Annotated in this window: 21 protein-coding genes; 13 read left to right on the forward strand and 8 right to left on the reverse strand. The window is 68.3% G+C overall.

Going from position 1 to position 20,464, the window contains the following annotated elements:
- Positions 1-176: 176 nt before the first annotated feature.
- Both EV138_RS25380 and EV138_RS25385 read left to right on the forward strand, forming a co-directional pair.
- Positions 177-626 (forward strand): SRPBCC family protein, encoded by a 450-nt coding sequence (locus tag EV138_RS25380; RefSeq protein ID WP_133981264.1) that lies wholly within the window; start codon positions 177-179, stop codon positions 624-626.
- Entirely contained in the window at positions 623-1,183 is a 561-nt protein-coding gene (locus EV138_RS25385) for a DNA-3-methyladenine glycosylase I (protein ID WP_133981265.1), read from the forward strand. Before EV138_RS25380 ends, EV138_RS25385 begins: the two co-directional genes overlap by 4 nt.
- Positions 1,184-1,484: 301 nt before the next feature.
- Here the strand turns inward: EV138_RS25385 and EV138_RS25390 are convergent, their stop codons facing one another.
- Together EV138_RS25390 and EV138_RS25395 are read right to left on the reverse strand one after the other, a co-directional pair.
- Complete coding sequence (locus EV138_RS25390) at positions 1,485-2,276, reverse strand: enoyl-CoA hydratase/isomerase family protein (protein WP_133981266.1); 792 nt, start codon at positions 2,274-2,276, stop codon at positions 1,485-1,487.
- Positions 2,277-2,307: 31 nt separating this feature from the next.
- Entirely contained in the window at positions 2,308-3,105 is a 798-nt protein-coding gene (locus tag EV138_RS25395) for a PaaX family transcriptional regulator (protein WP_133981267.1), read from the reverse strand.
- A 179-nt stretch (positions 3,106-3,284) separates the two neighbouring features.
- Between EV138_RS25395 and EV138_RS25400 the strand changes: the two genes are divergently transcribed.
- Both EV138_RS25400 and EV138_RS25405 read left to right on the forward strand, forming a co-directional pair.
- Positions 3,285-3,452, forward strand: coding sequence for a DUF3117 domain-containing protein (locus EV138_RS25400; protein WP_012923066.1), 168 nt, complete (start codon positions 3,285-3,287; stop codon positions 3,450-3,452).
- A 146-nt stretch (positions 3,453-3,598) separates the two neighbouring features.
- Positions 3,599-5,116 (forward strand): leucyl aminopeptidase family protein, encoded by a 1,518-nt coding sequence (locus EV138_RS25405; RefSeq protein WP_133981268.1) that lies wholly within the window; start codon positions 3,599-3,601, stop codon positions 5,114-5,116.
- A gap of 11 nt (positions 5,117-5,127) precedes the next feature.
- Here the strand turns inward: EV138_RS25405 and EV138_RS25410 are convergent, their stop codons facing one another.
- From EV138_RS25410 to EV138_RS25420, 3 genes are all read right to left on the reverse strand, one after another.
- Positions 5,128-6,369, reverse strand: a complete 1,242-nt coding sequence (locus EV138_RS25410; protein ID WP_133981269.1) for an alpha/beta hydrolase family protein — start codon at positions 6,367-6,369, stop codon at positions 5,128-5,130.
- Positions 6,370-6,435: 66 nt separating this feature from the next.
- Positions 6,436-7,596: a glycogen synthase gene (gene glgA, locus EV138_RS25415; protein WP_133981270.1), complete on the reverse strand. Its 1,161-nt coding sequence runs from the start codon at positions 7,594-7,596 to the stop codon at positions 6,436-6,438.
- Between the two features lie 78 nt (positions 7,597-7,674).
- A complete protein-coding gene (locus tag EV138_RS25420; RefSeq protein ID WP_133981271.1) occupies positions 7,675-8,211 on the reverse strand; it encodes a GNAT family N-acetyltransferase in 537 nt (178 codons plus the stop codon).
- Between the two features lie 64 nt (positions 8,212-8,275).
- Here EV138_RS25420 and glgC point away from each other — a divergent pair, with 64 nt between their 5' ends.
- The 9 genes from glgC to EV138_RS25465 all read left to right on the forward strand — a co-directional run bounded on the left by glgC (position 8,276) and on the right by EV138_RS25465 (position 17,587).
- Positions 8,276-9,502: a glucose-1-phosphate adenylyltransferase gene (gene glgC / locus EV138_RS25425; protein WP_133981272.1), complete on the forward strand. Its 1,227-nt coding sequence runs from the start codon at positions 8,276-8,278 to the stop codon at positions 9,500-9,502.
- Positions 9,499-10,791: a kynureninase gene (gene kynU / locus EV138_RS25430; RefSeq protein WP_133981273.1), complete on the forward strand. Its 1,293-nt coding sequence runs from the start codon at positions 9,499-9,501 to the stop codon at positions 10,789-10,791. Before glgC ends, kynU begins: the two co-directional genes overlap by 4 nt.
- 10 nt (positions 10,792-10,801) lie before the next feature.
- Positions 10,802-12,112: an FAD-dependent oxidoreductase gene (locus EV138_RS25435; RefSeq protein ID WP_133981274.1), complete on the forward strand. Its 1,311-nt coding sequence runs from the start codon at positions 10,802-10,804 to the stop codon at positions 12,110-12,112.
- Positions 12,109-13,614, forward strand: coding sequence for a 2-hydroxymuconic semialdehyde dehydrogenase (locus EV138_RS25440; protein WP_133981275.1), 1,506 nt, complete (start codon positions 12,109-12,111; stop codon positions 13,612-13,614). Before EV138_RS25435 ends, EV138_RS25440 begins: the two co-directional genes overlap by 4 nt.
- A complete protein-coding gene (locus EV138_RS25445; RefSeq protein ID WP_133981276.1) occupies positions 13,611-14,039 on the forward strand; it encodes a RidA family protein in 429 nt (142 codons plus the stop codon). Before EV138_RS25440 ends, EV138_RS25445 begins: the two co-directional genes overlap by 4 nt.
- A gap of 5 nt (positions 14,040-14,044) precedes the next feature.
- Positions 14,045-14,563: a 3-hydroxyanthranilate 3,4-dioxygenase gene (locus tag EV138_RS25450; RefSeq protein WP_133981277.1), complete on the forward strand. Its 519-nt coding sequence runs from the start codon at positions 14,045-14,047 to the stop codon at positions 14,561-14,563.
- 25 nt (positions 14,564-14,588) lie between these two features.
- Positions 14,589-15,590, forward strand: coding sequence for an amidohydrolase family protein (locus EV138_RS25455; RefSeq protein WP_133981278.1), 1,002 nt, complete (start codon positions 14,589-14,591; stop codon positions 15,588-15,590).
- 21 nt (positions 15,591-15,611) lie between these two features.
- Positions 15,612-16,334, forward strand: coding sequence for an alpha/beta hydrolase family protein (locus EV138_RS25460; RefSeq protein ID WP_133981279.1), 723 nt, complete (start codon positions 15,612-15,614; stop codon positions 16,332-16,334).
- Positions 16,335-16,417: 83 nt separating this feature from the next.
- Positions 16,418-17,587: an aminotransferase class I/II-fold pyridoxal phosphate-dependent enzyme gene (locus EV138_RS25465; protein ID WP_133981280.1), complete on the forward strand. Its 1,170-nt coding sequence runs from the start codon at positions 16,418-16,420 to the stop codon at positions 17,585-17,587.
- A gap of 36 nt (positions 17,588-17,623) precedes the next feature.
- On the opposite strand, the gene EV138_RS25470 is transcribed toward EV138_RS25465, so the two are convergent.
- The 3 genes from EV138_RS25470 to EV138_RS25480 form a co-directional block, all read right to left on the reverse strand.
- Entirely contained in the window at positions 17,624-18,679 is a 1,056-nt protein-coding gene (locus tag EV138_RS25470) for a Fic family protein (protein WP_133981281.1), read from the reverse strand.
- Between the two features lie 143 nt (positions 18,680-18,822).
- Positions 18,823-19,362 (reverse strand): O-methyltransferase, encoded by a 540-nt coding sequence (locus EV138_RS25475; protein WP_439649007.1) that lies wholly within the window; start codon positions 19,360-19,362, stop codon positions 18,823-18,825.
- Between the two features lie 310 nt (positions 19,363-19,672).
- Positions 19,673-20,455 (reverse strand): DeoR/GlpR family DNA-binding transcription regulator, encoded by a 783-nt coding sequence (locus tag EV138_RS25480; protein ID WP_112244167.1) that lies wholly within the window; start codon positions 20,453-20,455, stop codon positions 19,673-19,675.
- Positions 20,456-20,464 lie beyond the last annotated feature (9 nt).

Below are 20,464 nucleotides of genomic sequence, written 5' to 3' on the forward strand. Positions count from 1 at the left end.
GGGCAGCTGGGTGGTGAGAACGGGCGGGGCGTTGCTGGAGATCAGCAGGTCGGCGAGCTCGGGCAAGGTGTTGCTGGGGACCAGCAGGGCGGTGAGGTCGGGGCGGCGGGTGAGCAGGCTCCCAGGGGGCGGCACAGTGCGGCTCCTGATGCGAACGCTTATCAGCGACCGAGCTGATGACTGACGGCGGGCCGTGTCACGCGGAAGCTTCGGTGGATCTGCCGCTGGAGCCGCAGGCGGCGTGGGACGTGGTGATGGACTGGGATCGCCAGTCGCGCTGGATGCTGTTCACCCGCGTCTGGGCGACCGGGAACGAGGGCCGCGGCGTCGGCGGCGGAGTCGCGGCGCGAACTTCTGTCGGTGGCCTGGGGTTCACTGACGACATGGTCATCACGCACTGGGATCCGCCGCGCGAATGCACGGTGAAACACCTCGGCACCATCGTCCGGGGCACCGGAACGTTCGAGGTCCGGCCCGCGCCGGGCGGTTCCACGTTCGTCTGGTCCGAAGACGTGATCCCGCCACTGGGCCGGCTGGGGCGACTCGCCTGGCCGCTGGTCCAGCCCGGCTTCGAGCTGATGATGCGGATCTCGTTCAAGCGCCTCACGAAGGACCTCGCCCGATGACGGTGATCGGCCCGGACGGGCAGCCCCGCTGCACCTGGGCGACGTCGGCCCCGGAGTACATCGAATATCACGACACCGAGTGGGGCCAGGAAATCCGCGACGATCGCGGGCTGTTCGAGCGGATGACCCTGGAGGGGTTCCAGTCCGGCTTGTCGTGGATCACGATCCTGCGCAAACGGGAGAACTTCCGCAAGGCGTTCGACCACTTCGACCCGCACCTGATCGCGGCGTACGGCGAAGACGACTTCGAGCGGCTGATGGCCGACACCGGCATCGTCCGCAACCGGTTGAAGATCAACGCGACGATCGCCAACGCCCGCGCCCTGCTGGAGTTGGAAGACGGCGAGCTGACCGAGCTGCTCTGGTCGTTCCAGCCCGAGAACCGCCCGGCCCCGAAGACGAACGACGACGTCCCGGCCACCACGCCTGAGTCGATCGCGATGTCCAAAGCCCTGAAGAAGAAGGGCTTCGTCTTCATCGGCCCCACCACGGCCTACGCGCTGATGCAGGCGACCGGCATAGTCAACGACCACCTCGCCGACTGCATCGCCCGCTGATCCACCCGATCCGCGAGGAATTCCCGGTAAGCACGCCTGCCATCAAGGCGCCCCGACAGTGCGGTGCTCTCTCGCGTCATCGATGGGGTGAGAGCCAGGAGCCGGTGGGATGGGCGAGCCGGTTGGGCAGACGAGCCGGCGGGTGGGCGAGTCAGTGCGGTGGGCGAGCTGATGGGGTCGGCGCGACAGGTCACCCGGTCAGCTTGCGCGACCGGGTGTGCTGCGATGCGTTGTCAGCCGCGACGGAGGAGCGGCGTTTTGGGTGGGTGGGAGCGGGCGACGTAGGAACTCGCGTGGGGGATTACTTGCCGTGGAAGGTTGGTTTTTGTTTGGCTACGAAGGAGGCTACGGCGTTCTTGTGGTCCTCGGTGTCGCCGGTGAGTTGCATCTTCGCCGCCTCGAAGGCGAGGGATTCGGCCAGCGTGTGCGTTGCTGCGTACCCCAGTGATCGGCGGACCGAGCCGTAGGCGACAGTCGGTCCGTTCGCGAGTTTGGCGGCGAGCTCATCGACGGTGGCGGCAAGATCGGCGGCCGGTACGACGGTGGTCGCCAGGCCGAGGTCGAGTGCCTCGGAGGCGGGAATGGTGCGGGGGAAGTAGAGGAGTTCGGTCGCGCGGGCGTGGCCGACGAGCCGGGGGAGCGTCCACGAGATGCCCGTGTCGCAGGACAGGGCGATCCCGGTGAAGGCCAGGTTGAAACCGGCTGTGTCGGCAACGATCCGGAAGTCGCACGCGAACGCCATCGACGCGCCGGCTCCGGCGGCGACACCGTTGAGGGCCGCGATCACCGGCTTCGGCATCTCCGCCAGCGCCAGCGCGATCGGCGCGTAGTGGTCCGGCACGGTGCTCCACAGAGCCTCCGTGTCGTTCGCCTCGAGCAGGCCGATATGCTCCTTCAGATCCTGCCCGACGCAGAAGGCACGCCCGGTCCCGGTCAGCACGACAACCCGTACGGCGCTGTCGTCGGCGGCCAGCTGGATGGTGTCCCGCAGCGCCACCTTGGTGGCCGTGTCGAGCGAGTTCATCGCTTCCGGCCGGTTCAGGGTGATCGTGGCGATGCCCTCGGACACGTCGTACAGGACGGAGTCACTCATCGTGCCTAGCTCCCAACAGTCGGTGAGATTTTCAGTGAACGGTCAGGCAGTTGTCCACGAAACGCCCGGCCGCGTGGCCCAGCCGATTCGCGTGGAAATCGAAGAATTCGGCCGCCCGGGTGCCGGCCCAGTCGGCCGGCAGCAACTCGGCCGGCAGCCCCGGATCGAGGAACAGGAACTTGCGCCATTCGTGCACCAGGTTGGACCGGACCGCGAAGGCCTGCTCGTCGGTCACGTCGGGCCCTGCGCTGTCGGCCAGCGCCTTCGCCTCGTTCAGCCAGCTGTCGTACGACGCGCCGAGTTCGTCCAGCTTCCAGACCCGCCGAGCGAACTCGACCGCGTCGTCCTCGATGGGGGCCCGGAACCGGTCGGCGGCGATGCCCTCGACGCCGAGGATCTGGTCGACCTCGGTGTCGTTGCGCAGCCCGACCCAGGCCGCGTCGGACAGCGGAGCCCAACCCAGGAAGGCGAATTGGCTCGCGAGCTGTTCGCGCCGGCGCGCGTTGGGGACCTCGCGGAGAATGCTCAGATGCCAGGTCCGGTCCCACTCGCCGCTGCCGTCGGAACCGGTCTCGGTGCGGTAGATCCGGGCGGCCGCGTCGTCGAGGCGGCGACGCGCCCGGGCGGTCAGCGCGTACCCCGGCAGGCCGTCGATCCGGATGGGCTCCAGCCAGCCTTGCCGGACCATCCGGGACACCGCGGTCCGGACGGCCGGCGGATGGACTCCCAGCGGCGCGAGCAGCCGGACCAGGGCGGCCACCGGGGCGCGCGCACCACGCGCGCGCAGGTGGTCGCCGTACAGGTCGAAGAGAGCTGAACGGGCGTGCACGAGACCTGAGTCTGCCGTATGGTGCACGGCCTTGGCCTGACATCGGGGATAATGGGTCGCGATACACACTGCGATACGCGCCGACGGCGCATCACCGCACGGCGCCGGCGACGGTCCACCGTGTGGTGTCGTCGCTCAAGACCGAAGAGGGCAAGATCCATGAGGGAAGGGGTGCGCGCATGGCGGCGATGAAGCCGCGGACGGGCGATGGTCCGCTCGAGGTCACCAAGGAGGGCCGCGGGATCGTGATGCGGGTCCCGCTCGAGGGCGGCGGTCGGCTGGTCGTCGAACTGAACGCCGACGAGGCGACCGAGCTCGGGAACGCGCTGAAGGCCGTTGTCGGCTGAGCCGACTCTCCGGGGTGCATCTGCACGAGCGCACCCGCACAACTCCAACGACCCCGGTGGGTGCTTTCCGGCACCGGCCGGGGTCGTTACGGTTGGGGCTTGCGTGAAGTCAGTCCGATTTTTGATCAAACTGTGAGGTCGACGAAGTGGCTCGCCGAAGTGCACGCACCGTGTTCCCCGTCCTGCCGGCCGTGGTCTGGCAGCCGGGGCTTCCTGTTCACGGTTCCCGGAGCTGGGTGATCGTGGTCGGCGAGGCGGGTCTGCCCGCCGCCGCGAAGGAGGCCGGGGAACGCCTCGGGGTCGACCTCGACCGGCTGCTGGAGGTGCAGGAGGCGGCCGGCTTCGGGCGCGCCGCGGGCAGCACGGCGGCGTACCCGTTGCTGACCGGCGAGGTCGCCGAGGTGCTGCTGGCCGGCGCCGGCGCGGGCACCCCGCGGGACCTGCGACACGCCGGTGCCGCGATCGCGCGGTTCGGCCGCGGCAAGGACGAGGTCACCGTGGTGGTTGCCGAGGGCATCGATGATGCCGGGCTGCAGGCGTTCGCCGAGGGCGTCGTGCTCGGCTCGTTCACGTTCCACCGCAAGACCGTCGACACCGGTAAGCCGGTGGTCGGCCGGATCGAGCTGACCGACGGCACCGACGAGGACCGCGACGACGCGATCGACCGCGGCCTGGTGGTCGGCCGGACCGGCTGGCTGGCGCGCGAGTTCGCCACCACGCCGTCGAACGAGAAGGACCCCGCCTGGATGGCCGCCCGCGCGACGGAGCTGGCCGGTGCCACCGGGCTGGACGTGACGGTGTGGGACGAGAAGCAACTGGCCGCCGACGGGTTCGGCGGAATCCTTGCCGTCGGCAAGGGATCCGCCCGGCCGCCGCGATTCATCCGCCTCGACTACACCCCGCCGGGCGCGACCGACGACACGCCGTACGTCGTGCTCGTCGGCAAAGGGATCACCTACGACACCGGCGGTCTGTCACTGAAGCCGCGCGAGGGCATGGTGTCGATGAAGCGGGACATGACCGGCGGCGGCTCGGTGATCGCGACCATGTCGGCGCTGCGCGACCTCGGCGCGAAGGTGAAGGTCACCGGCCTGATCTGCTCGGCCGAGAACATGCCGTCGGGTACGGCGTACCGGCCGGACGACGTCATCCGGCACTACGGCGGCCGCACCACCGAGGTGAAGAACACCGACGCCGAGGGCCGGCTGGTGCTGGCCGACGGACTCGCGTACGCCGTGAAGGAGCTCGAGCCGGACGTCATCGTCGACATCGCCACGCTGACCGGCGCGATCAAGGTGTCGCTCGGATCGATGCTGTACGGCGGGTTGTTCGCCACCGACGACGCGCTCGCGGACAACCTGGCCGATGCGGGCGAGGCCTCCGGCGAGCGGCTCTGGCGGATGCCGTTGCCCGACGAGTACACCGAGCTGATCTCGACGCCGATCGCGGACTCGGTGAACTCGTCGAAGGGGCCGGGGTCGATCACGGCCGCGTTGTTCCTCAAGGCTTTCGCAGGTGATGTGCCGTGGGCGCACCTCGACTTGTCCAGCATCGCCGAGTCGCCGGCCGACGCGCTCGAATACACCACCGGCGCCACCGGAGCCGGCGCCCGCCTCCTCACCACCTGGCTCACCGGCGACACCCCCACCGCCGGCATCGGCTGAGCGGTCCGGGGCTAGCCGGCGAAGGCTCGGACGATTTCGGGGTAGGCGGCGAGCGCAGTACCGGAGTGGTTGACCGGTCCCATCGAGCGGATGGTGACGTGCGCGCCGCGGGAGCGCAGGGCGGCAGCACAGGAGTCGGCGTTGGCCGGGACGACGTCTCGATCGAGAGTGCCGGTGTACATCGTCACCGGCACTCTTGGCGTCCAGTCGGTGCAGATCCGATCGCCCTCGCGCAGTGTCCGGGCGAAGATCCCGGTGGGGTGCTTCAGTTCAGCCAGGAACGCGGGCAGGAACAGCTTGTCGGGGCTGTCCGGCAGCTTCCCGGCAATCTCCTCGAAGGGATGGGTCCCATCGAGCAAACCCTCGACGATCTGCGCGTACTGCGGCTGGAACACCTTCTCCGGGTCGTCGTACAGCCCGATCGTGGACTTCCATGCGGTGACCAGATACGCGAGATACCCCGCCGCGGCGGCACCGTCGACCTGTCCGTTGAAGACGGCCGGGAACTCGGTCCCGAGGATGTCGTACGGCCCAGCCACCGGCGCCAGGGCGCCGAGCCGGAACGACCCGGCCGCACCGCTCTGCAAGGCTCGGCCGAAGGCAAGCGTGGCTCGACCGCCCTGGGAGAAGCCCGTCACCGCGACGTCCTTGCGGAACACCACTCCATGCCGCACAGCGAAGCCACTCGCGGCGCGAAGCAGATCGACCGAGGACGTCTTTTCGCTGGTCAGATCGAGGTACGGCGGACGTCCCGGGCCCAGCCCGAGTCCCAAGTAGTCCGGCGCGATCCCGGCCATGCCCGCGCCGGCGAACATCGCGATGGCGGCGCGGTCGGTGCTGTGCGGGTCGATCGTTGCCGCGTCGGCCTTGGTGGTCGAGGTGCCGTGCAGGTACGCCGCCACGCGCAATGCGCCACGCCTTCCCTCGGGGAGCACGACCAAGCCGCTGGCGGTGGTCGGACGGCCGAAGTGGTCGACGGTTCGGTAGACGAGGCGGTAGAGCGATACGGCGTACCGGGGGTTCGGGGGATCGACGAAGCCGCTGGTGATGGCGAGTTGGTGCAGTTGGGCCGGGGTGAGGCGGGCGACGCGGACCGCCGAGACGATCGAGCCCCGGGTCGATGCGACCCGGGTTGACGGCATCTGTTGGTCGGCGGGTGTCTGGTGGACTGGGGCAGCCACGGCCGCGGTCGGGACCACGACGGCGGTGGCGGCGAGGGAGAAGGCCAGAAGTTTTGTGAGTCGCTGCGTCATGCCCCGACTCAATCGCGCCCGGTCGGTCCGGACGAGGGGGCTACAACCTCAGTGAAGGGTGGAGTTTCATCCACCCAGCAACGACTGGTAGAGCTCGACCGTGCGGTTCGCGACGGCGTCCCAGCCGAAGTCGGAGACGGCTCGGGCGCGGCCGGCCTTGCCCATCGCCTCGGCCTTGGCGGGGTCGGCGACCAGTGCGTTGATGCCCTCGGCCAACTGCCGTTCGAAGGTGGCGATGTCGTTCTCGTCGTACGCGACCAGCGTGCCGGTCACGCCGTCGACGACGACGTCCGGGATGCCGCCGACCGCGCTGGCGACGACGGCTGTCTCGCAGGCCATCGCCTCCAGGTTGACGATGCCGAGTGGCTCGTAGACCGACGGGCAGCAGAACGCGAGCGCGTGCGTGAGCACCTGACGGACCTCTTCGCGCGGCAGCATCTCGGAGACGATGAAGACGCCGTCGCGGCTGGCTTTGAGCTCGTCGACCAGCGCGTCCGTTTCCGCCTTCAGCTCGGGAGTGTCGGCGGCGCCGGCGAGCAGCACGAGTTGCACGGACGGATCCAGTTGCAGCCCGGCGCGCAAGAGATGCGGGACGCCCTTCTGCCGGGTGATGCGGCCGACGAACGTCACGTACGGCCGGTTCAGGTCGACGCCGAGCCGTTCGAGCACGTTCGTCGAGTGGTCGGGGTGGTAGAAGTCCGAGTCGATGCCGTTGGTGATGATGTGGACCTTGGCCGGGTCGATCGCCGGGTAGCTCGCGAGGATGTCGTCGCGGGTGGCATTGCTGACCGCGACGACCGCATCGGCTGCCTCGTACGCCGTACGCTCGGCCCAGCTCGACAAGCGGTACCCACCGCCGAGCTGCTCAGCCTTCCACGGTCGCAGCGGCTCCAGCGAGTGCGCGGTCACCACGTGCGGGATGCCGTAGAGGAGCTTGGCCCAGTGGCCGGCCATGTTCGCGTACCAGGTGTGCGAGTGGACGAGCTCGGCTGAGGAGACACCGGCGGTCATCGTCAGATCGGTCGAGAGGATCCGCAGCGCCGCGTTCGCGTGCGGCATCCGCGGGTCGTCCTCGGAGTGCGCGACCGCGCCCAGCCGTGGTTCACCCATGCAGTGCACCTCGACGTCGAGCAGCCGACGCAACTCGCGCACCAGAAAGTCCACATGCACCCCCGCCCCGCCGTACACGTCCGGTGGGAACTCCCGCGTCAAGATCGCGACCTTCATGCCCCCGACAATAGCCGCGCGACCTTCTTCATGCGGGCGACTCGGGGCGGCCGATCGAGAGCAACCGGTTGCCGGGGTTCAGCTCACGTGGGTTGGTACCCAGAAGCGGAGTTTGCCGTGGCGTTCGTCTTCCAGTTCGCCGCCGGCGGACTCGATGACGCGGCGGGAGGCGATGTTGTCGACGTCGCAGGTGACCAGGGCGGTGTCGATGCCGAGGCGGGCGGCCCAGGGGAGTGACTCGGTCAGCATCCGGGTCGCGTGGCCCTGGCGTTGGGCTGACGGGCGGACGGTGTAGCCGATGTGGCCGCCGAGTTCGTGCAGGAGCGGGGTGAGGGTGTGCCGGATCGAGAGGCGGCCGAGCCATTGGTCACCTTCGACGTACCAGAGCATTGTCTGGTGCACCAGGTCCGGCGGCAGTTCGGTCTCCGGCAGCGCCTCGGCGCGGATCGCCTCGACCAGGGCAGCGAACTCGCTCGCGTCCTCCAGTTCCTCCCGGCTCCACGACTGCCAAGCCCCGTGAGCGCCCATCCACCGCTCCTGCTCCGGCTCCAGCTCGTCCCAGGCTTCGAGGAAGGATCGGTGAACGGCGGTAGTCGGTTCGACGAGTCTGGGCATGCTCACAGTGTCCGACACTCGCGTCCGCCTTATGCAAAGGCCTAACCGAAGCTAAGGTGCGGACATGGCGAAGGCACCGAAGATCCTGGGAATCGTGCTGGCCGGCGGCGAGGGGAAGCGGCTGATGCCGCTCACGGCGGACCGGGCCAAACCGGCTGTGCCGTTCGGCGGGAGTTATCGCCTGATCGACTTCGTGCTGTCCAACCTGGTCAACGCGGGCATCCGCAGCCTGTGCGTGCTGACGCAGTACAAGTCGCACTCGCTCGACCGGCACGTCACGATCACCTGGCGGATGTCGACCTTCCTCGGCAACTACGTCACCTGTGTGCCGGCCCAGCAGCGGCTCGGCCCGCAGTGGTACCAGGGCAGCGCGGATGCGATCTACCAGTCGATGAACCTGATCAACGACGCCAAGCCCGACATCATCGTCGTGTTCGGCGCGGACCACGTGTACCGGATGGACGCATCCCAGATGGTGCAGGCGCACATCGAGCGCGGCAACGGGGTGACCGTGGCCGGGATCCGGGTACCGCGCGCGGAGGCTTCGGAGTTCGGCGTGATCAAGACGGCCGACGACGGGCACGCGATCGCGGAGTTCCTGGAGAAGCCGGCCGACCCACCAGGGTTGCCGGACTCGCCGGACGAGACGTTCGCCTCGATGGGCAACTACGTGTTCAGCGCCGACGTACTGGTCGAGGCGCTCCGCAAGGACGCGGCCAACCCGGCGTCCCGGCACGACATGGGCGGCGACATCGTCCCGATGCTGGTGGCCGAGGGCAAGGCCGGCGTCTACGACTTCAAGGACAACGACGTACCGGGCGCGCTCGACCGGGACCGCTCGTACTGGCGCGACGTCGGTTCGCTGGATTCGTACCACGAGGCGCACATGGACCTGGTCTCGATCCAGCCGGTGTTCAACCTGTACAACTCCGACTGGCCGATCTTCACCTCGCACCCGCAGTTGCCCGGCGCCAAGTTCACCGACAACGCGACCGTCGGCGAGTCGATCGTCTGCGCGGGCTCGATCATCTCCGGGGCGACCGTGGACCACTCGGTGATCGGTGCGAACGTGATCGTGCTGGCGGGGGCGAAGATCGAGCGCGCGGTGATCATGGACAACTGCAAGATCGGCGCGAACGTCGTACTGAAGAACGTCATCCTGGACAAGAACATCGAGATCCCGGACGGTATCGAGATCGGTGTCGATCCGGACCTCGACCGCGAACGCGGCTTCACCGTGTCCAAGGGCGGTGTCACGGTGCTCGGCAAGGGCCAGGTCGTCAAACCGTGACGCAACCATCGCCGGAGGAGCCGGGGTCGGAGGCCGAGTCGTTCGCGCGGGACAAGGCCGACCCCGGACACCGGGAGCTGTTCGACGTACCGCCGTCCGAAGACGGCTACTACCCGGACGTCGCGTACTTCGCAGGCAACTCCCTGGGACTCCGGCCGAAGGCGACCCGCACCGAGCTGCTCGAGGATCTCGACTCCTGGGCCGCCCTGGGCGTCGAGGGACACCTCGAAGCGACCCGCCCCTGGCTCCCGTACCACGAACTGCTCACCGGTCCCGCGGCCCGACTCGTCGGCGCACTTCCCGGTGAGACGGTGGTGATGAACTCCCTGACCGTCAACCTGCACCTGCTGATGGTGTCGTTCTACCGGCCGACCGCGGACCGCTTCCGCATCGTCATCGAGGACTCGGCCTTCCCCTCGGACAGCTACGCGGTGCGCAGCCAGGCCCGCTTCCACGGCCTGGATCCCGACGACGCCGTAGTACGGCTGAAACCTCGCGACGGCGAAGACTGCCTCCGTACGACGGATGTTCTGGCGCGCCTGACTCCCGACGTTGCGCTGGTCCTGCTCGGTGGGGTCAACTACCTGACTGGCCAGCTGATGGACATCCCCACGATCACCGCCGCGGGTCACGAGGCCGGAGCCGTCGTCGGCTGGGACCTCGCCCACGCCGCCGGGAACGTCCCGTTGTCGCTGCACGACTGGGACGTGGACTTCGCGGCCTGGTGTTCGTACAAGTACCTCAACTCCGGCCCGGGCGCGCTCGCGGGCGCGTTCGTGCACGAGCGCCACCTCGGGGATCCTTCGATCCAGCGCTTCGAAGGCTGGTGGAGCACCGAGGCATCGACCAGGTTCCAGATGGCGCCCGAGTCGCGCCCGCCCGCGTCGGCGGATGCCTGGCAGGTGTCGAACCCGCCGATCTTCTCGATGAGCCCGGTCCGGACGTCGCTCGAGCTGTTCGACAAGGTCGGCATCGGCGTACTCCGCGAGCGCAGCATCCGGCTCACGGCGTACCTGGAAGCCCTGCTCGCCGAAGTCACACCCGGCCGGCCTCTGCAGGTGATCACGCCGACCGACCCGCTGCAGCGTGGAGCCCAGCTGTCGCTGCGGATCGGCGGAGACCGTACTGCGGGGGAGCTCGCCAAGGTACTCCGGTCCTCCTACGGCGTCATCGCCGACGCCCGCGAGCCCGACGTACTGCGGCTTGCGCCCGTCCCGCTCTATTCGCTGTACCACGACTGCTGGCGCGCCGCTCGAGCGCTGGCCGAGGTAGTCCCAGTCACCACATGACGGAGTGTGAATGAAAGAGCGTGTCGCCATCGTCGGTGCCGGCCTGACCGGGTCCTTGCTGGCCTGCTTCCTGGCGCGGCGGGGCCTGCCGGTGACGCTGTACGAACGGCGGCCGGACCCGCGGGTCGCGCAGGTCGAACGCGGCCGGTCGATCAACCTGGCGATCTCCGAACGCGGGCTGGACGCGTTGCGCCGGATCGGCCTGGTCGACGAGGTGATGCGCGACGCGCTGCCGATGAAGGGCCGGATGATCCACCCCGTCGAGGGTCCGCTCGACTTCCAGCAGTACAGCGCGACCCAGGACCGGGCGATCAACTCGATCAGCCGCGGCGCGCTCAACAACGCGCTGCTGGACGCGGCCGCTGCCGCGCCGGGAGTGGAGATCCGCTTCGAGCATCGGCTGGTGGAGCTCGACTCCCAGGCCGGGTCGATGATCTTCGAGACGCCCGCGGGCAAGGTGGAGGCGACCGCGGACGTCGTACTGGGCGCCGATGGTGCTGGGTCCGCAGTACGCGGGCAGTTGCTGGCCGAGGGTGCGGTGAGTGAGGACGTCGACTTCCTGGACTACGGCTACAAGGAGTTGAGCATTCCGGCCGTCGACGGGGAGTTCGCGCTCGATCCTGGTGCGCTGCACATCTGGCCGCGCGGTACGTCGATGATGATCGCGTTGCCGAATCCGGATCGATCGTTCACCTGCACGCTGTTCTGGCCGACGGGGTCCTTCGACGCGCTGGCCGATGCCGGCGCGATCGAGGCGCACTTCCGTTCGCAGTACCCGGATTTGTTGCCGTTGGCCCCTTCTCTGGTCGCCGACTACCAGTACAACCCGGTCGGGGTGCTCGGGACCGTGCACACGTCGCCGTGGCAGGCACACGGCCGTACCGCGTTGATCGGTGACGCGGCGCACGCGATCGTGCCGTTCTACGGGCAGGGCGCGAACTGCGCGTTCGAGGACGTGGTCGAGCTGGATCGCTGCCTGGACGACACGGCCGGGACGTGGGCGCGCGCGTTGCCGCTGTTCGAGCACCGGCGCCGGGAGAACACCGAGGCGATCGCGGAGATGGCGCTCGCGAACTTCGTCGAGATGCGCGACAAGGTCGCCTCACCGGTCTTCCGGCTCGGCAAACGCATCGAGCACGCCTTGGAACGAGCGCTGCCGGGCCGGTACGTCTCCCGCTACGAACTGGTCTCCTTCTCCACCACGCCGTACGCCGAAGTCCGCGCCCGGGTCCACCGCCAGCATCAGGCGCTGGCGGCCTCCCTGCTTCTTTCTGCTGGTGTCCTGGGTGCTGCTCTGCGAGTCTTGCGGAGGCGGAGATGACCTCGCTCTGGCGTCCTGAGTTGCTCACCGGGCAACCGGGTGAGCCGGGGCTGTTGCGGAACTTCGTGGGCGGGGAGTTCGTCGCGGGCGGCTCGACCTTCGCCAAGCTGAGTCCGGTGACGGGGGAGAAGATCTTCGACGTCTCCGAGGCTGACGAGGCGACCGTGGACGCGGCCGTTGGTGCTGCCCGGGCAGCCTTGAGCGGTCCGTGGGGCCGGATGAGCGAGCAGGAACGGGCGGTCGTACTCCGGCGGGTGGCCGATGAGCTCGAGCGGCGTTTCGACGACCTGATCGCGGCCGAGGTCGGCGACACCGGCAAGTCGATCAGCCAGGCCCGGACGCTGGACATCCCGCGCGGCGCGGCCAACTTCCGCGCCTTCGCCGACTTCGCCACCACGACGCCGACCGAGTCGTACACGACGGTCCTTGCCGATGGGCGGCGGGCGCTCAACTACGCCGTACGCAAGCCCGCGGGTGTGGTGGCGATCATCGTCCCCTGGAATCTCCCGCTGCTGCTGCTCACCTGGAAGGTGGCGCCGGCCCTTGCCTGTGGCAACGCGGTCGTCGTGAAGCCGTCCGAGGAGACGCCGGCGTCGGCGACCGTTCTCGCCGAGGTGATGGCCGCGGCCGGCGTACCGGAGGGTGTCTTCAACCTGGTGCACGGCTTCGGGCCGTCGTCGGCGGGGGAGTTCCTCACCAAGCATCCGGGGGTCGACGCGATCACCTTCACCGGCGAATCGTCCACCGGCAGCGCGATCGCGAAGGCCGCGGCCGACGGCGTCAAGGCCGTCTCCTTCGAACTCGGCGGCAAGAACGCAGGGCTGATCTTCGCCGACGCCGACCTGGACGCGGCCGTCGAGGGCTCCGTGCGCTCGGTCTTCACCAATGGCGGTCAGGTCTGTCTGTGCACCGAACGGCTCTACGTCGAGCGGCCGATCTTCGAGGAGTTCTGCTCGCGGCTGGCCCAGCGCGCCGACGAGTTGACCTTCGGCTGGCCCGCCGACGAAGCCACCATGAACATGCCGCTGATCTCGAAACAGCACCGCGACAAGGTGCTCGGGTACTACGACCTCGCGCGCTCCGAAGGCGCCACGGTCCTCGCGGGCGGCGGCGTACCGGCGTTCGGCGACGCGCGCGACGGTGGTTGCTATGTGCAACCGACGGTGATCACCGGGTTGCCTGCGGATGCACGCACCAACACCGAGGAGATCTTCGGCCCGATCTGCCACATCGCCCCCTTCGACACCGAGGAGGAGGCGTTCGCCCTGGCCAACAACAGCCGCTACGGCCTGGCCGCCACCGTGTGGACGCGCGACGTCGGCCGCGCTCACCGCGCCGGACCGGCCCTCGACGTCGGCATCGTCTGGGTCAACACCTGGTTCCTCCGCGATCTCCGCACGCCCTTCGGCGGCACGAAACTCTCCGGCCTGGGCCGCGAGGGCGGCACCCATTCCCTGGACTTCTACTCCGAACTCACCAACGTCTGCGTGGAGCTCTCATGAGTGACGGCAAGGTGGTCGCGGGGAAGGCTCAGCCACGGGGGAAGTTCCCGCACGTGAAGGTTGCGAACGGGTTCGCCTATGTGTCGGGGACGTCGAGCCGGCGACCGGACAACTCGATCGCGGGTGCTTCCGTGGACGAGTTCGGGACGGTTGAGCTGGACATCCGGGTGCAGACCCGGGCGGTGATCGAGAACATCCAGGACATCCTGGCGGCGGTCGGAGCCGGCCTGGAGGACGTGGTCAGCCTGACGTCGTACCTGGTCAGCATGAACGACTTCGGCGGCTACAACGAGGTGTATGCGGAGTACTTCGACGAGACCGGGCCGGCCCGTACGACGGTGGCCGTGCACCAGTTGCCGCATCCGCACCTGCTGCTTGAGATCCAGGCGGTCGCAGTACTGCCGCACACTTCAACGGAGAGGTGAGCATCATGGTCAACCTGGAATCGACGAACTTTCCCGAGTGGATCGAGCAGAACAAGCACCTGCTGAAGCCGCCGGTCGGCAACAAGCAGATGTTCCCGACCGGGGACGACTTCATCACGATGGTGGTCGGCGGCCCGAACTCGCGCACCGACTTCCACGTCGACCCGTACGAGGAATTCTTCTACCAGATCAAGGGGACGATGCACGTCGACGTGATGACCGACGACGGGCCGGCCCGGGTGGACATCAACGAGGGCGAGATGTGGGTGCTGCCGCGCAACATGCCGCACTCGCCGCAGCGCGACGCGGACTCGATCGGTCTGGTGATCGAGCGGGTCCGCGAACAGGGCACGCTGGAGAAGTTCCGCTGGTACTGCACGAACTGCAACGGCATCGTGCACGAGGTCGAACTGCAGGTGAACGACATCGTCGAGGACCTGCCGCCGGTCTTCAAGGCGTTCTACGACAGCGAGGACGCCCGCACCTGCCCGAACTGCGGCACTGTGCATCCAGGCAAGGCCTGATGAGCTGGTACTGCGGGAGTCGCGCGTGACGAACCCCGTCGTCGACGTCCACACCCACCTGGTTCCGAAAGGCTGGCCGGACCTCGCGGCAGCCTGTGGTGGGGACGGCTGGCCCTGGCTGCGGATCGACTCCGAGCGGGCCGCGATGATCATGGTCGGCGAGACCGAGTTCCGCCCGATCGGCCCGCAGACATGGGATCCGGCGGTCCGACGTACCGATATGGATGCCGACGGCATCGATCTCCAGGTGGTCTCGCCGACGCCGGTCTTCTTCGCCTACGACCGGCCGGCGGACCAGGCCGTCAAGGTGGCGCGGATCTTCAACGACCTGACGTTGGAGACGCTTGCCGGTGACAACAGGTTGATCCCGTTCTGCCAGGTGCCGTTGCAGGACCCGGACGCGGCGTGCGCCGAGCTCGACCGGTGTCTCGCCGCCGGCCACGCAGGGGTCGAGATCGGCAACCATGTCGGCGATCGCGACCTCGACGACGCCGGGATCGTTGCCTTCCTCAAGCATTGCGCCGAGGTGGGTGCACCCGTTCTCGTGCACCCGTGGGACATGCCGGGCGGCCCCCGACTCGATCGCTGGATGGCGCGCTGGCTGACGGGGATGCCCGGCGAGACCCATTTGTCGTTGCTCGCGATGATCCTCGGTGGTGCGTTCGACCAGTTGCCCGAGTCGCTGCGGATCTGTTTCGCCCACGGTGGTGGGAGTTTCGCGTTCTGGCTGGGCCGGGTCGAGAACGCCTGGCAGCGCCGCGGCGACGTCGTACGGGGCCGGTCGGAGCACCCGCCGAGCCATTACGTCGGCCGGTTCTTCGTCGACACGGTGGTGTTCGAGCAGCCCGCGTTGCGGTTGCTGGTCGATACTCTGGGCGAGGACCAACTGATTCTCGGCAGCGATTACCCTTATCCGCTAGGCGAACGGCCGGTCGGCGAGGTGGTTCGGAAGGCCGGCTTCCTGTCCGACGGGCAGCAACACAAACTGCTGTCCGCGAACGCGTTGCGTTACCTCGGGAGGTCCTGACCTCCCCGATGGGAGGTCTCAATGAGTGAGGACCGTTCCGTTCTGACCCGTGATGCGCGGGAGCCCGACCAACTGCTCCGGTACGGCGACCACGCGGACCAGGTGATCGAGGTCTGGCAGGCCAAGTCGTACCGGCCGGTGGTGGTGTTCATCCATGGTGGGTTCTGGCGGCCGGAGTACGACCGGATCCATGCTCGGCCGCTCGGTGAGGCGCTCGCGGACGAAGGGTGGCCGGTGGCGTCGCTGGAGTACCGGCGGGAGCCCGGGCAGCCGGATCTGACGACCGGCGACGTACGGACTGCGCTCGATCGCCTGCCGGAGTTGATGGACGTGCATGCCGGGTTCGTGCTGACCGGACATTCAGCGGGTGGGCATCTGGCGTTGTGGGCCGCGGCGACGCTCAACCCCGTGCTGTTGCGGGGGACGGTCGCGCTCGCTCCGGTGGCCGATCTGCTGCTCGCGGATCGGCTGGGCCTGGACGACGGCGCCGTACAGGACTTCATCGGCAGCGGTGTGCGCAACGACCTCGATCCCGTGTATCTGCCGCCGCCGATCGCACCGGTGGCGATCGTGCACGGCACGGCGGATGCGCGAGTGCCGATCACGGTCGCGGAGTCCTATGTGACGGCGCATCCGACCGCGCGGCTGATGCGAGTGGACGGGGCCGGGCATTTCGAGGTGATCGACCCCCTCACCGAAGCCTGGCACCAGGTGACCGCCGAACTGACAAGATTCTCCGGATGATCGCCAAGCTGGGGAGGCTTGCCGGATGACGGCCGAGCTGAGGATTTGCGCCGGATGACGGCCGAGTTGAGGAGGCGCGCCGGATGACCGCTGACCCGTACGCCGTGATGTCGGCGGACCCGTGGTCGCCCGACAACCCCGACGGCTACATCGACCTGAGCGTCGCGGAGAACCGGCTCGTCTTCGACCTCCTCGCGCCGAAACTCACCGCGCCCCGGTCGCTGACGGCCGAGGACACGCACTACCAGGACCTGGCGGGATCGCCGTCGCTTCGGCGGGAGCTCGCCCGGTTCCTCACGGAGTTGCAGGGCCCTGAGGTCGACCCGGCCGACCTCGTGGTGCTGGGAGGAGCCGGAGCGGCCCTCGAGATCCTCGCCTTCGCTCTCTGCGACCCCGGCGACGGGATCGTCGTACCGGCTCCGTACTTCGCCGGTGTGGACTTCGCCTTCTCCGCAAGGGCCGGAGTGGAGGTCGTCCCGGCTTGGCCCGAGACCGGGCTCCAGTTGACCGCGGAGGCGGTCGACCGGGCAATCCGCGAGGCGCCGGTTCCTGTGCGTGCTGTCGCCTTGCTGTCCCCGAACAACCCGCTAGGCGTCACCTATGACGAGCCAACCCTGCGAGCTGTAGCCGAGGTGGCCGCGTCGCACGACCTCCATCTGATCGCCGACGAGATCTACGCCGGCTCCGTACACGGCTCCGCATCCTTCGTCAGCACAGCAAGCCTGGTGCCGTCCGCGCTACCCGCAGAGCGACTCCACGTCGTCTGGGGCTTCGCGAAGGACTTCGGCCTGAGCGGCTTCAAGGTCGGCGTCCTGCATACCCGCAACCCCGAGGTCCGCACGATCGCCCAACGCCTGGGCCGCCTCGCGACCGCGTCGAGCGACACGCAGGCCGTACTCCGTGACCTCCTCGCCGACCGCGAGTGGACCAAGAGCTTCCTGACCGAATCCCGCACCCGCCTGGCGACGTCGTACCAGCTCACAACAGAAGCCCTAGACGCGGCCGGCATCCCCTACCTCCCGGCAACCGCGGGCCTCTTCCTCTACCTAGACCTCAGCCAGTTCCTCCCCGAACCAACCTTCGAGTCCGAGCGCGCCTTGGCCGACCGCATCTTCACCGAAGCCCGCGTGCACCTCACCCCCGGCGCCGCCTTCCACACACCACTCCCCGGCCACTACCGCCTCTGCTTCGCCACAACCCCACAAGCAGTCACCACAGCCATCGCCCGGTTGGCCGGCCTACTCACGGCCTGATCCTCACCACGCAGCCTTCGAGGGTGGGACTGTTTGCTAATCCTGGGGAATGCGACGCCAGCGGGCCGCTCTACCGGTGCCCTCGGGCGCCACCTTCCCCTCCGACTTCAGCTGATCGAGAACAAGCCGGATCGTCTGATCGCTGATCCCTGGCAAGGCCGTCCGGACATCGGCCAGCTTGAACACCGCCGCTGCGTGCTTGAGGACGAAGGTGCGAACTCTTTCCTGCTTGTTGTTGCCGGACCGATCAGCGGCCGCCTTTCGGGCGAAGGTGTCGTAGGCAGAGGCGAGGGTGCCGACGAAGTAGCCGAGCCATGGCCACGGGTCGGCGGAGTCCTGGTGCCAGTCATGGGTAGAGCGCAGCAGCGTCTCGTAGTACTGATCTGCGGTGTCTGCGATCAACTGCTCGAGTGACACCCATCTGCAGACTTCGTAACCGGCATCAATGAGCAGGGCATTCGTCAGCGCGCGGGCTACCCGGCCGTTTCCGTCGGCAAAGGGATGGATGACGAGGAGATCCAGAACAGCCAACCCCACCAGGAGCACCGGATGATGTCTGGCGGAAGCCTGCGCTGTTCGGTATCGGTCGAGAAGATCAGCGAGATACGCCTCCGTCTTCGACGCCGGAACCGGCTTGAATCTCACCGTGACGGTGCCGTCCGGCGAACGGTCCACCACGAGGTTGTCGTCCACCTTGAGGTGGCCGCCCTCCAAGGCCGTTTCGGACCACAGCAATCGGTGGAGGTGCAGGACGAGACCGACGTTCAGCGGGTGCCAGTCCTCCTGGAACAGGTAGTCGAGCGCCTTGCGGTAGCCGGCCAACTCCTGCTCGCTCCGGGTCCGTAGTACCCCGGCTTCCCCGTTGATGATCCGCCGCGCCCGCTGCGGATCGGGAACGATGACGCCCTCGATGGCCGACGACGCCGTGATGCTCTCGACCCTCGCCCGTGCGGCGAGTTCGGTCAGTAAGGCGGGCAACTGGTGTCGGTAGAGCGCCTCGCTGCCCCGGCCGGTGTCGATATCCCGGAGCCTGATGACGATGTGGGCCGGAACCTGGCCGATCAAGCGATCGAGGTCGGCGAAGGACCGCATCTCTCAAACCCCCTAAAAGAACCTCCAATCATGCTAATCGCTGGCTCGATTAGCGCCATTGTCGGTTTTGTTAGGTAGTTTTACCACATCGTTCGCAACACCGTGTAGTGGTTGTTTGCGATGAGTGATGGGCGCGCCTGGGCTCAGGGGAAGCGTTTGGCGGCGGTTAGGAGGCCGTCGGAGACGGGGAGGAGGGCGGAGACGAGGTTGTCGTCGTCGCGGATGGCCCGGATGACGTCGCGGATCGCGGTGGTGTCGGGGTCTCGGTGGGCCGGGTCGGCGACGCGGCCGTGGGAGAGGGTGCTGGCGAAGGCGACGACGCCGCCGGGGCGCAGGAGGCGCAGGGCCTCGTGCAGGTACGCCGTGTACTCGCGCTTGTCGGCGTCGCAGAAGACCAGGTCGTAGTGACCGTCGGTCAGCCGGGTGACGACGTCGAGCGCGGAGCCCGCGATCAGGCGGAACCGGTTGGACGGTACGCCGGCGTCGAGGAAGGTCTTGCGGGCCAGGCGCTGGTTCTCGGCGTCGATGTCGACGGTCGTCAAGGTGCCGTCGGTCCGCATCCCGCGCAGCAGGGCCAGACCGGAGACGCCGGTGCCGGTGCCGATCTCGACGACCGCCTTGGCGCCGACCGCGGCCGCCAGCAGGCTCAGCGCGGAGGCCGCGCCGGGACCGATCGGGGACACGCCGCTGTCTTCGGCGCTCGCCCGTGCACCGGTGACGACTTCGTTCTCACCGGTGTAGTCCTCGGCGTATGCCCAGGACGCGGGGTCGATGCCCGTGGCGATGATGCCCTCCCTGATCGGTGTAGCTGCTGACGAGAAGCCTAGCGTCCCCGGGTCCCGATTCAGCGTCTCCCGCGCTCACACTGCGCACTCTTGCTCGTAACTTGTGGGGTTGAGCAGATATGATCTAGTTGAGTGGGCAAAAACCAACCGCCGGGCAGCCTGGAGAGGCCACCCGGCGGATCAGCGAGCGAGAGGGAGGTGCGGGATGTCAGGAGCGGATTACGTCGATCCCGGCTTCCTTGAAGACGGCCAGCTGGGACTCGTCGGCCTGCGCGTCGGTGACGAGGGTGTCGATCTCGCTCAGCTCACAGATCCGGGCGAAGGCCCGCTGGCCGAGCTTGGACGAGTCGGCCACCACGACCACCTTGGCGGCCCGGCTGACGATCAGCTGGTTGATGTTCGCCTCGCCCTCGTGGTGGGCGGTGGCGCCGGTCTCGTCGATCCCGTCGACGCCGATGAAGGCGATGTCGAGCGACAGGTCGGCCAGGATCCGGTGCGACAGCGGGCCGATCATCTCGTACGACTGCGGCCGGGCCACGCCGCCGGTCAGCACCATCTTGACGTGCGGCCGGACGATCAGCTCGTTGGCGATGTTCAGCGCGTTCGTGACCAGGGTGAAGGCCGGCTCGCCGTGTTCGGCGGACAGCTCCGGCCGGGTCGCCAGCGTCCGCGCCACCTCCGAGATCGTCGTACCGCCGTTCATGCCGATCACCATGCCGCGGCGGACCAGCGTCGCCGCGGCCTGTGCGATCCGCTGCTTCTCCGAGGCGAAACGCGCAGTCTTGTAGCGCAGCGGGAGGTCGTAGGAGACCGCGTTGGCGACGGCACCGCCGCGGGTCCGGGTGAGGAGCTGCTGCTTGCCCAGATGGTCCAGATCCCGCCGGATCGTCGCCGCGGACACGTGCAACTGCTCGGCGAGCTCGTCGACATCGATGGCGCCCTTTTCCGCGAGCGACTCGAGCAACGTGTTCAGCCGTTCATAACGCTTCACCCGGGGCTC

The sequence above is a fragment of the Kribbella voronezhensis genome, assembly GCF_004365175.1.
GTDB classification, from domain to species: domain Bacteria; phylum Actinomycetota; class Actinomycetes; order Propionibacteriales; family Kribbellaceae; genus Kribbella; species Kribbella voronezhensis.